Source organism: Streptomyces sp. NPDC104381 (genome assembly GCF_055583745.1).
The window spans coordinates 717463-730866 of sequence record NZ_JBVJNK010000004.1 but is presented as its reverse complement, the minus strand read 5'-3'; the positions used below and the strand labels follow the sequence as shown (position 1 = coordinate 730866).

Sequence of the window (13404 nt, the reverse complement as noted above, 5' to 3'; positions counted from 1 at the left end):
GCGTCCGGCGGGCCGGGCCCCCGACATGCCACTGCCCCGGGGCCGGCATGGGGCCGGACCGGGGCAGCGGTCGAGGAGAGGGGCAGCGGGGATCAGCCCATCTCCTCCAGCGCCTTGCCCTTGGTCTCCTTGACGAACTTGAGTACGAAGGGGATCGAGAGCACGGCGAAGCAGGTGTAGATGATGTAGGTGCCCGACAGGTTCCAGTCGGCCAGGCTCGGGAAGCTCGCGGTGATGGCCCAGTTGGCGATCCACTGCGCGGAGGCGGCGACGCCGAGCGCCGCGGCGCGGATCCGGTTCGGGAACATCTCGCCGAGGAAGACCCAGACCACGACACCCCAGGACAGGGCGAAGAAGAGCACGAAGACATGGGCCGCGACCAGCGCCACGACGCCCTGGGTGTTGGGCAGCTTGCCGTCGACCAGGTCCGCGGAGAAGGCCCACGCCTCGAACGCCAGGGCGATGGCCATACCGGTGGAACCGACGAGCGCGAGCGGCCGCCGGCCGACGCGGTCGACCAGGATCATGGCGATCACGGTGCCGATGATGTTGATGATCGACGTGGTGAACGAGTAGAAGAACGAGTCGGTCGGGTCGATGCCGACGGACTGCCACAGCGTCGCCGAGTAGTAGAACGCGACGTTGATGCCGACGAGCTGCTGGAAGACCGACAGGCCGATGCCGACCCAGACGATCGGCAGGAAGCCGAAGCGGCTGCCGAGCAGGTCGCTGAACTTGGACTTGTGTTCACGGCGCATCGCCGTCTCGATCTCGTTGACGCGTGCGTCGAGGTCGACGTTCTTGCCCTCGACCTCTTCGAGGATCTTCCGGGCGCGGTCCCTCTTGCCGATGGAGAGGAGGAAGCGGGGCGACTCGGGGATCGCGAAGGAGAGCAGCCCGTACAGGACGGCCGGGACGACCATCACGCCGAGCATCCACTGCCAGGCCTCCAGGCCGCCGATCTTGCCACGCTGGTCACCGTCGGCGAGCTGCAGGATGCCGTAGTTGACCAGCTGCGAGATGGCGATGCCGATGACGATCGCGGCCTGCTGGAAGGAGCCGAGACGGCCGCGGTAGGCGGGCGGCGAGACCTCGGCGATGTAGGCCGGGCCGATGACCGAGGCCATGCCGATCGCGAACCCGCCGATGATCCGCCACATGGCGAGGTCCCAGAGGGCGAACGGCAGCGCGGAGCCGACGGCGCTGATGGTGAACAGCACCGAGGCGATCTGCATACAGCGGATACGGCCGATCCGGTCGGCGATGCGTCCCGCCGTCGCCGCGCCGATCGCACAGCCGATCAGCGCGATGGCGATCACCTGGGCGAGCGTCCCCGACCCGATGTCGTAACGGTGGCGGATGGCCTCGACGGCCCCGTTGATCACGGAGCTGTCGTAGCCGAAGAGGAAGCCGCCCATCGCTGCGGCTGCGGTGATGAAGATGACATGGCCGAGATGGTCCGGGTGGGCATCCCGGGCTCCGGACTCCGGTCCGCGCGCTGTGCTGGTCACATGAACTCCTGGTACCTGGCCGCGACGTCAGGTGTGGGGGGTGAGCCCTCCTAGTGGCGCACAGCTTCCGGCCGACCACCACTTGAAGGTAAAAACAACATTGCTGAGGTTATGCGTTCAAGTTTCGAAGTCAATATGTCACTTCCGGCGAAGAGGTCCCTCACAAGTACCCAGGAACGCCCAAAAGGTGCGTTGAAGTGTTGAAGATTCGGTAAAGAAGATGTGAGCAGGCGTCAGCCGCTGTACGAAGGGCTCAGCGGAGCCGCTGGCTGATCACCTTGGAGACCCCGTCGCCCTGCATCGAGACGCCGTACAGCGCGTCGGCGACCTCCATCGTCCGCTTCTGGTGCGTGATGACGATGAGCTGGGAGGTCTCCTGGAGCTCTTCCATGATCCGGATCAGCCGCTGCAGATTGGTGTCGTCGAGCGCCGCCTCCACCTCGTCCATGACGTAGAAGGGGCTCGGCCTGGCCTTGAAGATGGAGACCAGCAGGGCAACGGCCGTAAGGGATCGCTCACCGCCGGACAGCAGGGAGAGCCGCTTGACCTTCTTGCCCGGCGGCCTGGCCTCGACGTCGAGACCGGTCGTCAGCATGTTGTCCGGGTCGGTGAGGATGAGCCGGCCCTCGCCGCCGGGGAAGAGCCGGGAGAAGACGCCCTCGAACTCGCGTGCGGTGTCCCGGAAGGCCTCCGTGAACACCTGCTCCACCCGCTCGTCGACCTCCTTGATCACCTGCATCAGGTCGGCCCGGGTCTTCTTCAGGTCTTCGAGCTGCTCGGAGAGGAACTTGTGCCGTTCCTCGAGCGCCGAGAACTCCTCCAGGGCGAGAGGATTCACCTTCCCGAGTTGCTGGTACGCCCGTTCGGCCGCCTTCAGCCGCTTCTCCTGCTCCGCCCTGACGAACGGCCTCGGCCGGTTGCGCGGATCGTCCGGATCCGCCGGGAGCTCCTCGCCCTCCGCCGCGGGGGACGGCGGCACCGGCTGCTCGGGGCCGTACTCCTCGGCCAGGCCGGCCGGCTCGACGCCGAACTCCTCCAGGGCCTTCGCCTCCAGCTGCTCCATGCGCAGCCGCTTCTCGGCCCCGAGCACCTCGCCCCGGTGCACCGAGTCGGTGAGCCGGTCGAGCTCGCCCTTGAGGTCACGGCCGCGTCCGCGCTCGGCCGCCAGCTCCCGCTCGCGTTCGGCCTTCGCCGCCTCGGCCCTGCTCCGCTCCTCCTCGGCCCGTACGACCGAGACCTCGACATGGGCGAGCAGCTGGCGGGCGCCCGACGCCACGGCGGTGGCCACGGCGGCCTCGTGGCGCAGCCGGGCACGGCGCTGCTCGGCGCGGGCACGCGCCTCACGCTCGGCCCGGGCCCCGCGGTCCAGCGCGTCGGCCCGCCCGGCGAGCGCCTTGACGCGTTCCTCGTGGGTACGGGCCTGGAGGCGGGCCTCCATCTCGGTCTGGCGGGCGTTGGCGCCATCGGCGGCGAGCCGGTCGCGTACGGAGGTGTCGGGCTCCTCCTCGACGGGGGTCTCCTCGGCGACCAGCAGCCGTTCCGCCAGCTCCTCCGCCTCTTCGGTGGCCCGCTCCAGCGCCTCCTGGGCCCGGGCTGCGGAGGCGGTCATCCGCTCGGCCTCCCCGGCGGCGCCACGGGCCTGGCCGGCCAGCCGGCCGAGCTGCTGGGCGACCCCGGACTTCTCCCGCTCACCGGCGCGGCGCCGCTCCCCCAGCTCCTCGGCCCGGGCCGCGCCCTCGGCCCGCCGTGCTGCCGCGGCGCGCTGGTCCGAGGCGAGCTCCTCGCAGCGCACGGCCAGCTCGGCCAGCTCGGCGGCGGCCTCGTCGACGGAGGCCTGGACCTCCAGCAGGCTGGGCGCCCCGGCGGATCCGCCGTGCGCGAAGTGGGCGCCCAGGACGTCGCCCTCGGCGGTGACGGCGGTCAGCCCGGGGTGGGCGGCGACCAGCTCCTCCGCGTCCTCCAGGGTGCCGACGACCACCATGTCGCGCACCAGCAGCCCCACGGCCGCCACCAGTTCGGCCGGGCCCCGCACCAGTCCGGCGACGGCGGGCGCGGCGGCTTCCGTGGCGAGGGCCGGGCCGGCCTGCGCCGCGCCCGTCGCCGCCCCCGGGCCCGTGGCGCCGTGCCCGGCACCGGACGCCGTCACGGCCGAGGGACCGTGCTCCGGCCCCGAGGCCTGACCGGGTACCTGGGCGGCCGGGCCGTCGGCGGGCGCGTGCGGCTGCTCCGTCGCCTGCGCGGGCACCTGCCCGCCCGCCGCCCCACCCGTCACCAGCGCGGCGCGCCCCGCGTCCTGCTTGCGCAGCAGGCGGATCGCGTCCGCCGCAGTGGCCGGGCCCGTCACCGCGACCGCGTCGGCGGCCGCGCCCAGGGCGGCGGCCACCGCGACCTCGTACCCGGGGGTGACCGTCAGCAGCTCCGCGACCGGTCCGAGCAGCCCGGAGAGCCGGTCCCCGGCGGCGAGCAGCACCCCGGTGCCGTCCTTGCGGCGCAGGCCGAGCGACAGCGCCTCGTGCCGTGCGGAGACCGCGGCACGGCTGCGTTCCGCCGCGGTGACCGCCTCGCGCGCGTCGCTCAGGGCCGTCTCCGCCCCGGCGAGCTCCCGCTTGGCCGCCTCGTGCTGCTCCGCCAGCTCGGCGTCGCCCGCGTCCAGCCCCTCGACCTCGGCCTTGAGCTGCTCGTACTCCTCCTGGGCCGCGACCGCCCGCTCCTGCGCCTCGTCCCGCGACGCGGCCAGCCGGTCGATCTCGGCCTGCGCCGAACCCGCACGGCTGCGGGCGGCGTTCACCTGTCCGTTGAGCCGGGCGAGCCCTTCGCGCCGGTCGGCGATGGCCCGGGCCGCGTCCCTGAGCCTGCGTTCCTCGGAGGCCAACTCCCGCTCCAGTTCGGCCCGGTGCGCGGTGGTGTCCTCCAGGGCGTGCTCGGCCGCTTCGAGTGCCGCCGACAGCTCCGCCTCCTGCTCGCGGATCCGGGCGGCCTCCCGCTCCATGTCCTCCGGGTCCCGCCCGCGGCGCTCCTCCTCCGGCGCCGCGGTGGCGCTCTTCACCCGGGCGTCGGCGAGGGAGATGGTGCCCCGCACGCGCTCGGCGAGCTGCGAGAGTTCGTACCAGGTCTGCTGGGCGCGCTGCAGCCGGGGCGCGAGCCGCCGCACCTCGTCCTCCAGGTCGGCCTCGCGGGCGAGTGCCGCCTTGAGGTCGGTCTCCGCCGCCTCCCGGCGCCGCTTGAGGGCCGCCTCGTCGGCGATCTCCTCACGCAGGGCCTCCCTCAGCCGCACCAGGTCGTCGGCGAGCAGACGCAGCCGGGCGTCGCGCAGATCGGCCTGGATGACGGCGGCCCGGCGTGCCACGGCGGCCTGCCGGCCGAGCGGTTTGAGCTGGCGCCGCAGTTCGTCGGTGAGGTCCTGGACACGGGCCAGGTTGGCGCCCATCGCCTCCAGCTTCCGCAGCGCCTTCTCCTTGCGCTTACGGTGCTTGAGGACTCCGGCCGCCTCCTCGATGAAGGCGCGGCGTCCCGTCGGGTCGGCGTGCAGCACGGAGTCCAGCCGGCCCTGGCCGACGATGACGTGCATCTCGCGGCCGATACCGGAGTCCGAGAGGAGTTCCTGGATGTCGAGCAGCCGGCAGGTGTCGCCATTGATCTGGTATTCGCTGCCGCCGTTGCGGAACATGATCCGGGTGATCGTCACTTCGGCGTACTCGATGGGGAGCGCGCCGTCGGAATTGTCGATGGTCAGCGACACTTCCGCCCGGCCGAGTGGTGGCCTTCCCGTGGTGCCGGCGAAGATCACGTCTTCCATCTTGCCGCCGCGCAGGGATTTGGCGCCCTGCTCCCCCATGACCCAGGAGAGCGCGTCCACCACATTCGATTTACCCGACCCGTTGGGGCCGACGACACAGGTGATCCCGGGTTCGAACCGCAGGGTGGTGGCGGAGGCGAACGATTTGAAACCACGGAGGGTCAGGGCCTTGAGGTGCACGCCGCCGGACTCTACCTTTCACTCTCGGTTTCGCTGATGAAGGTGCAGGGCACATCAGACGTTAAGCGAAGAGCGATTGGCCGGCGACGGCCCCGGGGGGAAAGAAAGAAGGGACGCCGGAGCGTCCCTTGTAAATCGTGCGCGGTGCTGCCGTGCAGTCATCCGAGCACAGTCCTGCGTGACGGATCGCGTGCGGACCGGATCACTGGTATTCCCCGGTGTTCCGGAACGTTCCGGGACGACGATCCGTGACGAAGACTTCGTGGTTGATCCCGAGCGGCTGGCGTGTGGCCCGGCCGGCCCCGGCAGGGCCGGGGGGTCAGGTCAGCGCGGGCTCCGCCTGGGGTACGTCGATGTCGATGCTGTCGAGCAGCGACTCCTGGTGCTGGGCGGCGGCGTTGAGCGCGTCGTTCTCGTCCTGGATCCGTACGAGCTCGGATTCCAGGTCCTGGACGCGCTTCTGAAGCCGTCGCATCTCGGCGAGGAGTCGCGGGTCGGAACCGCCGACGTAACCGAGAAGCGCCTTTGCCATGATGAGAGGTCCTCCACACTGAGTGACCGACCGATGCGGTGTGGGTCGTGAGGGAATCGCACCCGCGGTGCTCGGCAGTGCTGAGAATTCACTGCTGTTCTGCTGTCACCAGCTCTGCCGAACAGCTGAGGTGCGCGGGGATTTCAGCGTCTCACCAAAAAGTTTGACGGTCAACACGATCACACGCCAGGGGGCCGGGTGTCCCGGGGGCGCGCGGCCTGACGATCATGCGGCGCGGCTCTCCTGCGGGGCCCGAAGGGCGTGGAGATCTTCGTCAATGCCGCAGCCTGGCACGGCGTGCGCTTCTTGGCAACCATGTCCGGGTACCGGCTCCTTCCGCAGGTCATTTCGGGTGCGGCGCTCCCGCGCGCCCTCCGTTCACCGCTCGCGGTCCCTCGTGCGCGCAGCGGATCCGGTCCCCTTTTCCCGGACCGGGTCAGCGGATCGCGAATCCCTCGTATCCGCCGCGCGGGGTGTCCCAGATCTCAGTGACGCCGTCCACGCGTCCGGGTGTGTCGTCGGACCCGAGCCAGTCGAGCAGACGGTGGCAATTGTCACGCGGCCCTTCGGCCACCACCTGCACCCGGCCGTCGTCGAGATTGAGGGCGAAGCCGGTGAGGTTTCCGATCTCCAAAGCATTTGCCCTGGTGAACCAGCGGAACCCTACTTGCTGTACTCGACCGCGTACCCATACGACGAGTCGTGCGTCTTCGTTCATGCCCGAACGCTAACCGGCCAATTGCACAAGGAGCACGCCGCCCCAATCCGCCATGGCGTAAGGTCCCCTCGCAATAGCCTCACCCGAACGGGTGAGTTTGATCTTTACGGTGACGTCGGAACGGCGCCCGGAGCACGAGGAAGGCACAGCGCATGGGACGGCATCGACGCGCAGGCGCGGCCCCCGCCGCTGAGCAGCACGCGGCGAACGCGGAGGACGCACGCCGGGGTGCGCGCCGCCGGAAGCGAACCGGTGTGCCCGTGCGCGCCGGGCTCCTCGGGGTCTCCGCGGCCGTGGCCGTCGGAGCCGTGGCCGTGGCCTCGGGTCTGCTGCCCGGCGGCGACAGCTACAGCGTCGGCGGAGGCGGGGCAGCCGACCAGGTCCACGCCGGCGGCGCTCCCGACCTGCTGACCCAGGGCGAGTCATCGGCCGAGCCGACCAGTCGTACGTCCGCCTCCGCGTCCGCCGAGGCGGACCGGGGCTCCGGCCGTTCCGCCGCGCCCTCGAAGTCTCCCTCGGCCACCCCGAGCGCGAAGCCGAGCAAGAAGCCGTCGGCCACCGCGACGAAGCCCGCCACGAAGACGCCGGAACGGACGAAGGCCCCCGCCGCGGAGCCGAGGAAGAGCACCTCGTCCAGCCCCTCGGCCAAGGCCCCGGCCGCTCCCAAAACCTCGTCCGCCACCCCGAGCCGCAAGCCCACCGCCTCGGCGAGCCCGTCCGCCACCACCGCCCAGGCCACCGTGCTCTCCCTGGTCAACCAGGAGCGCGCGAAGGTCGGCTGCAGCCCGGTCACGACCAGCGCCCCGCTGACCGCGCTCGCCCAGGACTTCAGCGAGGACATGGCGGCCCGCGACTTCTTCGGCCACACCGACCCGGACGGAGCGACCCCCTGGGACCGCGCCGCCGCCGCCGGAGTGCAGGGCCTCGGCGGCGAGAACATCGCCCGGGGCCAGGCCGACGCGCAGGCCGTGATGGACGCCTGGATGGAGAGCGAGGGCCACCGCGCGAACATTCTCAACTGCGACTACAAGACGCTCGGCGTGGGCGTGCACCTCGGCTCCGGCGGCCCCTGGTGGACCCAGGACTTCGGCTTCTGAGAAGTCCCGGGCCGGCCGCGCACCCCTCCGTACACTGACGGGCATGGCATGCCGCATCAGTGAACTGGTCCTCGACGTCGCCGACCCCGAGCGGCTCGCGGTGTTCTGGAGCGAGGTCCTCGGCTACGTCGAGATCGGCCGGGAGGACGACGGGAGCATCGAGATCGGGCCGCCCGGCGCCGGGTTCGGCGGCCCGCAGCCCACCCTCGTGCTCAGCCCGAGCAGTGACCCGCGCCCCGGGAAGCTCCCGCTGCACCTCGACGTCAACGCCACCGACCGCGACCAGGACGCCGAGCTGGAGCGGCTGCTCGCCCTGGGGGCCAAGCCCGCCGACGTCGGCCAGACCGGCGAGGAGAGCTGGCACGTCCTGGCCGACCCCGAGGGCAACGAGTTCTGCCTCCTGCGCCGCCGGCTCCAGCCCCTCTGACCGCTCCGGGAGCGGTCGGCACGCGTCAGGAAGCCCGTGGCGGGCGCTGGCAGCGCGGGCAGAAATAGCTGGAGCGGTTCATCCACGGCCGCCGCCGCATCGGCGTGCCGCAGCGGCGGCAGGGTTCGTCCTCGCGGCCGTAGGCGTCCAGCGACCGGTCGAAGTAGCCGGACTCCCCGTTCACATTGACGTACAGGCTGTCGAAGCTGGTGCCGCCCTGGTCGAGGGCCTCCCGCATCACGTCCCGGACATGGCCGAGCAGCTCGGCCGTCCTCGGGCGGGTCAGGGTCGCGGTCGGCCGCTCGTAGTGCAGCCGGCTGCGCCAGAGCGCCTCGTCCGCGTAGATGTTGCCCACACCGCTGATCAGGGACTGGTCGAGCAGGGCGCGCTTGACCGTCGTACGGCGCAGGCGCAGCGCCAGGTGGAAGGCGGCGTCGTCGAAGGCCGGGTCCAGGGGGTCGCGGGCGATGTGCGCGATGACGTCGGGCAGGCCGTCGGGGGTGTTCCCGTGGAGCGAGAGCCCCCCGAAGGTCCGCTGGTCGACGAAGCGCAGCTCGGTGCCGAGGGCGTCGTCGAAGCGGATCCGGATGCGCAGGTGCTTCTCGTCGGCGGCGTCCTCGGGCTGCACGAGGAGCTGACCGCTCATGCCGAGGTGGCCCAGGAGCGAGGACTCCGCCTCGTCGAGGGGCACCCAGAGGTACTTGCCGCGGCGCATCGCCGTGCCGAAGCGCAGCCCCCGGAGCCGGGCCGCGAAGTCGCCGCCGCCCGAGAGGTGCCGCCGGACCGCACGCGGATGCAGGACCTCGACGTCCTCGACGGTGCGGCCGGCGGTCCAGCGCTCCAGTCCCCGGCGGACGACTTCCACCTCGGGCAGTTCGGGCACGGCGGGCGCTCCTTCAGGGACGTGGGCAGGGGGCGGGACAGCGAAAACCCCCCGGTGCACAAGGCACCGAGGGGTCTCCCCCTGGGTCAGGCCGGAGCTGCGTCCGAGTGCGGCGACGGTTCGGCAGGGGTGTCGGCGACCCCTCCGTCGACGGCGGCCTTGGCCGCCGCCTCCCGTGCTTCCGCGGCGGCGCTGATCTCGCGCCAGGCGGACTCCGCCGCCTGCTGCTCCGCTTCCTTCTTGCTACGGCCGGTGCCGGTGCCGTACGAGACACCACCGACGCGAGCAGCAGCAGTAAAGGTCTTCTCGTGGTCGGGGCCGGTCTCCGTGACGAGGTACTCGGGGACTCCGAGGCTCTCGCTCGCGGTGAGCTCCTGGAGACTGGTCTTCCAGTCCAGGCCGGCTCCGAGGTTGGAGGACCTGTCGATCAGCGGGTCGAAGAGCCGGTGCACCAGCTCCGAGGCCGCGCCGAGGCCCTGGTCGAGATAGACCGCGCCGATCACTGCTTCCAGTGTGTCGGCGAGGATGGACGCCTTGTCCCGGCCACCCGTGCCCTCTTCACCCCGGCCGAGCCGGATGAAGGAGCCGAGTTCGAGGCCGCGGCCCACTTCCGCAAGTGCACGCGAGTTGACCACCGCGGCCCGCAACTTGGCCAGCTGGCCTTCGGGCAGGTCGGGGTGGGTGCGGTACAGCGTGTCCGTGACCACCAGGCCGAGCACGGAGTCCCCGAGGAACTCCAGCCGCTCGTTGGTGGGCAGACCGCCGTTCTCGTACGCGTACGAACGGTGGGTCAGCGCACGCACCAGAAGGGCGGACTCGAGGTGATACCCGAGCCGCCCTTCCAGAAGCGTGTGGGACGAGGCTGTGTTGATGTTGTCTGTCTGCTTCTTGGAGCTGGACAACTCAGACATCGGGCCTCTCACCAGCCGCTCAGACCTCGAGGACCTGGCGCTTGTTGTAGGTGCCGCAGCTCGGGCACGCAATGTGCTGGAGCTTCGGCTCCTGGCAACGCTCGCACGAAACCAGGGTGGGGACCGCAGCCTTCCACTGCGACCGGCGGTGGCGCGTGTTGCTGCGCGACATCTTCCGCTTCGGAACAGCCACGGCTACTTCTCCTGCTTCTCGTCGACGCCCGGTTCGGCGCCGCCCATGTTGTCCTTCTCGCCGTCCTGAACGGTCTCGGCGAGTCCTTGCAGTGCCGCCCAACGGATGTCGACGGCATCGTGGTGGTGGTCAGGATTCTCGTCCAGCCTGATTCCGCATTCGGAACACAGACCGGCGCAGGTCTCCTTGCACACCGGCTGCAGCGGCAGTGCGAGCACCACCGCGTCACGCAGCACAGGCTCGAGATCGAACGAGTCGTCCTCGAGAAAGAACCTGTCCTCGTCGTCCTCGGCGTCGTCGACCGGGTCCGCGGTCCTGCTGCGGTTCCGGTCATCGGCGTCAGGGTACGAGAACATCTCCTGGAAGTCCGCTTCGACCTCCAGGGTCAGCGGCTCCAGACACCTTACGCACTCCCCCTCGGCCGTCGCACGGGCGGTGCCTGTGACGAGCACCCCTTCCATGACCGATTCGAGGCGGAGGTCCAGCGCCAGGGGCGCGTTCTCCGGAACGCCGATGACCCCGTCGATGCCGAGGTCCTTCGGTGCTTCCGCCGTGCGGGTCAGCCGCTTCATGGCACCAGGACGCCGGCCCAGCTCGCGCGTATCGAACACGAGAGGGCTGCGGTGGTCGAGGTGGCCGTTCAGGGCTTTTCCTGCTTTCGAGATCATGTGCGTGGTGCGGCTTCGGGTGGGCCGCCCCTGTCCTGACGGAAAGAGGGCAGCCGGGATCGCGGACATACACGCGACCGAAGAGCCAGGATACTGGACGTACCGCCCAGCTCCCAATCCGGTGGGCCCCGCTCCGGTCAGCGGCCCTGTTCGTAGCGGCGCAGCTGTTCCAGGTCGATCATGCTGGTGTCGAAGAGGCTGGTCTCGTCGAGCGCGCTCTCGCCCTGCTGCGCGGGGATCTGGCCCTGCTGCGGCCAGTACTCCTGCTGCTGGTTCGGGTCGTACGCCTGCTGCTGGTACGCGCCGTAGGCGTCGGGCTGCTGCTGGTAGGCGGCGTAGGGGTCGGCCTGGAGCTGCTGCTGCGGGTCCTGGTAGCCGTACGTCTGCGCGTACTGCGGCTCGGGCTGTCCCTGGACGGGGAAGCCCGTCTGCACGGGGTCCTGGTAGTCGGCGACCGGCGCGTAGTCCGGCTGGGCGGGCTCCGCGTAGGAGGGCTGCTGCGGGCCGCGCTGCGGCTCGGGGGTGGCGAGCTCGGCCAGGCCGGCCCAGTGGTCCTCGTCGCTGGTGTGCCGACCGCCGCCTGCGGCGTCCTGGGCGGCCATGTGCGCGCCCAGCTCGTCGGTGGCGACCCGGCCGTGCAGCTTCTGGCGGCCCCGGCCGACGGCCTCCAGGGTCTTGGCGAGCACCGCCTCGAAGGCGCCGAGCTTGGTGTCCACGTAGTCGTCGGCCCGCCGGCGGAGCGTCTCGGGGTCGGCGCTGCGCTCGGGCGCCTCGGCGAAGTCGGGGTCCTCGTAACCCTGCTCGTCGAGGCCCTCGCTGCGGCCCAGGAGCTTCTCGCGGCCCCGGTCGACGGAGCCGATGGTCTTGGTGAGGACGACCTCGAAGTTGGCGAGCTTGCTGTCGACGTACTCGTCGGCCTCACCGCGGACCTCGTCGGCCTCCCGGCGGGCCTCGGACAGGATCCGGTCCGCCTCGGCCTGGGACCGCTGGGCGATCTCGGTGCCGGAGATCAGCGAGCCGCGCTCCGCGCGGGCGGACTCGATGATCCGCTCGGCCTCCTGCCGGGCCTGCTCGACGAGCTGCTCCCGGCCGCCGATGAGCTCCTCGGCGTGGGCCAGCGAGCCGGGCAGGGCCTCGCGGACCTCCTCCAGCAACGCGAGCAGTTCGGCCCGGTTGACCACGCAGGACGCCGACATGGGCATGGAGCGGGCGTTCCCGACCGTTTCGACGATCTCGTCGAGCTTCTTCTGCACGTCCACCGTGTGCTCGCCACTCTCTGCTGCTGTTGGAGACGGACGGGACGACTGTAAGGCCAGTCGCCTCCCGTCCGACACCTGGTGACGGACAGTCAGCGGGTCACTTCTGGCCGAGACGTTCCACCAGGGCCTCGTGGACGGTCGGCGGCAGCAGGTGCGCCACGTCGCCGCCCCAGGTGGCGACCTCCTTGACCAGGGAGGACGACAGGAAGCTGTAGGTCGGGTTGGTCGGCACGAAGAGCGTCTCGACCCCCGAGAGGCCGTTGTTCATCTGGGCCATCTGCAGCTCGTAGTCGAAGTCGCTGACGGCCCTCAGGCCCTTCACGATCGCCGGGATGTCGCGCTGCTTGCAGAAGTCGACCAGCAGGCCGTGGAAGGACTCGACCTGGACGTTGCCGAAGTCGGCGGTGACCTCGCGGATCAGGTCGATCCGCTCGTCCACCGTGAACAGTCCCTTCTTGGACTGGTTGATCATCACGGCGACGTGCACGACGTCGTACAGCTTCGAGGCTCGACCGATGATGTCGAGATGTCCGTTGGTGATGGGGTCGAACGACCCCGGACAGACGGCGCGGCGCAACGTGGTTCCCTCGCTCTCCGGTGCGGTCATCGTGCGTCTTCGCACGTAGAGGCGGCGCGACCGTACCAAAACGTGGCTTCGCCGTAGCGACGGGCCCGCTGTGGCTCGAATCCTTCGGGCCAGTTGAATTCCCCGCCTCTGGTGCTCCGTTCCACCGTGACGAGAGCGTCGCCCGTGAGCCACCCCTGAGCACGGAGTGTGAGCAGGATCTCCCGAAGATCGTCATCGGTGACGGCGTACGGCGGATCGAGGAAGACCACGTCGTACGGGTCCGAGGGTGCCGGTCCCGTCACGATCTGTTCGGCTTTGCCCGCGCGGAATTCGGCGCCGGGCAGTCCGAGGGTGCGGATGTTGTCGCGGACGGTGCGCGCGGCCTTGGCGTCGGCTTCCACCAGCAGCGCGTGGGCGGCTCCGCGCGAGAGCGCCTCCAGGCCGACGGCGCCGGAGCCCGCGTAGAGGTCGGCGACGCGGACGCCGTCGAGCGTGCCCAGGAGCGCCGCCCAGGTGGAGAACAGCCCCTCGCGCGCGCGGTCGGAGGTGGGGCGGGTACCGGTGCCGGGCGGGACGGCCAGGCGGCGTCCGCCGGCCGAGCCGGCGATCACGCGGGTCATGGGTGTCTGTCCTCGGGTCGCGGGCGGCACACAGGACGGGA

General features: G+C 70.8%; 13 protein-coding genes. 2 read left to right on the top strand and 11 right to left on the bottom strand.

Annotation, left to right across the window (positions count from 1 at the left end; translation table 11 throughout):
* Nucleotides 1–92 precede the first annotated feature (92 nt).
* The 4 genes from ACZ607_RS17080 to ACZ607_RS17065 all read right to left on the bottom strand — a co-directional run bounded on the left by ACZ607_RS17080 (nt 93) and on the right by ACZ607_RS17065 (nt 6737).
* Nucleotides 93–1511, bottom strand: a complete 1419-nt coding sequence (locus ACZ607_RS17080; RefSeq protein WP_469735466.1) for a sugar porter family MFS transporter — start codon at nt 1509–1511, stop codon at nt 93–95.
* Between the two features lie 253 nt (nt 1512–1764).
* Nucleotides 1765–5487, bottom strand: a complete 3723-nt coding sequence (locus tag ACZ607_RS17075) for an AAA family ATPase (RefSeq protein WP_469735465.1) — start codon at nt 5485–5487, stop codon at nt 1765–1767.
* Between the two features lie 319 nt (nt 5488–5806).
* Nucleotides 5807–6019, bottom strand: coding sequence for a hypothetical protein (locus ACZ607_RS17070; RefSeq protein WP_033304037.1), 213 nt, complete (start codon nt 6017–6019; stop codon nt 5807–5809).
* Between the two features lie 436 nt (nt 6020–6455).
* Complete coding sequence (locus tag ACZ607_RS17065) at nt 6456–6737, bottom strand: acylphosphatase (protein ID WP_124274892.1); 282 nt, start codon at nt 6735–6737, stop codon at nt 6456–6458.
* A 152-nt stretch (nt 6738–6889) separates the two neighbouring features.
* Here ACZ607_RS17065 and ACZ607_RS17060 point away from each other — a divergent pair, with 152 nt between their 5' ends.
* Nucleotides 6890–7834, top strand: coding sequence for a CAP domain-containing protein (locus ACZ607_RS17060; RefSeq protein WP_469735464.1), 945 nt, complete (start codon nt 6890–6892; stop codon nt 7832–7834).
* A 43-nt stretch (nt 7835–7877) separates the two neighbouring features.
* Nucleotides 7878–8261: a VOC family protein gene (locus ACZ607_RS17055; RefSeq protein ID WP_469735463.1), complete on the top strand. Its 384-nt coding sequence runs from the start codon at nt 7878–7880 to the stop codon at nt 8259–8261.
* A gap of 25 nt (nt 8262–8286) precedes the next feature.
* On the opposite strand, the gene mutM is transcribed toward ACZ607_RS17055, so the two are convergent.
* From mutM to rsmD, 7 genes are all read right to left on the bottom strand, one after another.
* Nucleotides 8287–9144: a bifunctional DNA-formamidopyrimidine glycosylase/DNA-(apurinic or apyrimidinic site) lyase gene (mutM, locus tag ACZ607_RS17050; RefSeq protein WP_469735462.1), complete on the bottom strand. Its 858-nt coding sequence runs from the start codon at nt 9142–9144 to the stop codon at nt 8287–8289.
* 86 nt (nt 9145–9230) lie between these two features.
* Nucleotides 9231–10055: a ribonuclease III gene (gene rnc / locus ACZ607_RS17045; protein ID WP_469735461.1), complete on the bottom strand. Its 825-nt coding sequence runs from the start codon at nt 10053–10055 to the stop codon at nt 9231–9233.
* A 19-nt stretch (nt 10056–10074) separates the two neighbouring features.
* Nucleotides 10075–10248 (bottom strand): 50S ribosomal protein L32, encoded by a 174-nt coding sequence (gene rpmF / locus ACZ607_RS17040; RefSeq protein ID WP_003965982.1) that lies wholly within the window; start codon nt 10246–10248, stop codon nt 10075–10077.
* 2 nt (nt 10249–10250) lie between these two features.
* Nucleotides 10251–10916 carry a YceD family protein gene (locus tag ACZ607_RS17035; protein WP_469735595.1) on the bottom strand — a complete coding sequence of 222 codons (666 nt, stop codon included), beginning with the start codon at nt 10914–10916 and terminating at the stop codon, nt 10251–10253.
* Between the two features lie 137 nt (nt 10917–11053).
* Entirely contained in the window at nt 11054–12175 is a 1122-nt protein-coding gene (locus ACZ607_RS17030) for an ATP synthase subunit B family protein (RefSeq protein WP_469735460.1), read from the bottom strand.
* Between the two features lie 97 nt (nt 12176–12272).
* Nucleotides 12273–12752 carry a pantetheine-phosphate adenylyltransferase gene (gene coaD, locus ACZ607_RS17025; protein WP_187281890.1) on the bottom strand — a complete coding sequence of 160 codons (480 nt, stop codon included), beginning with the start codon at nt 12750–12752 and terminating at the stop codon, nt 12273–12275.
* A gap of 26 nt (nt 12753–12778) precedes the next feature.
* Entirely contained in the window at nt 12779–13363 is a 585-nt protein-coding gene (gene rsmD, locus ACZ607_RS17020; protein WP_469735459.1) for a 16S rRNA (guanine(966)-N(2))-methyltransferase RsmD, read from the bottom strand.
* Between the last annotated feature and the right edge of the window lie 41 nt (nt 13364–13404).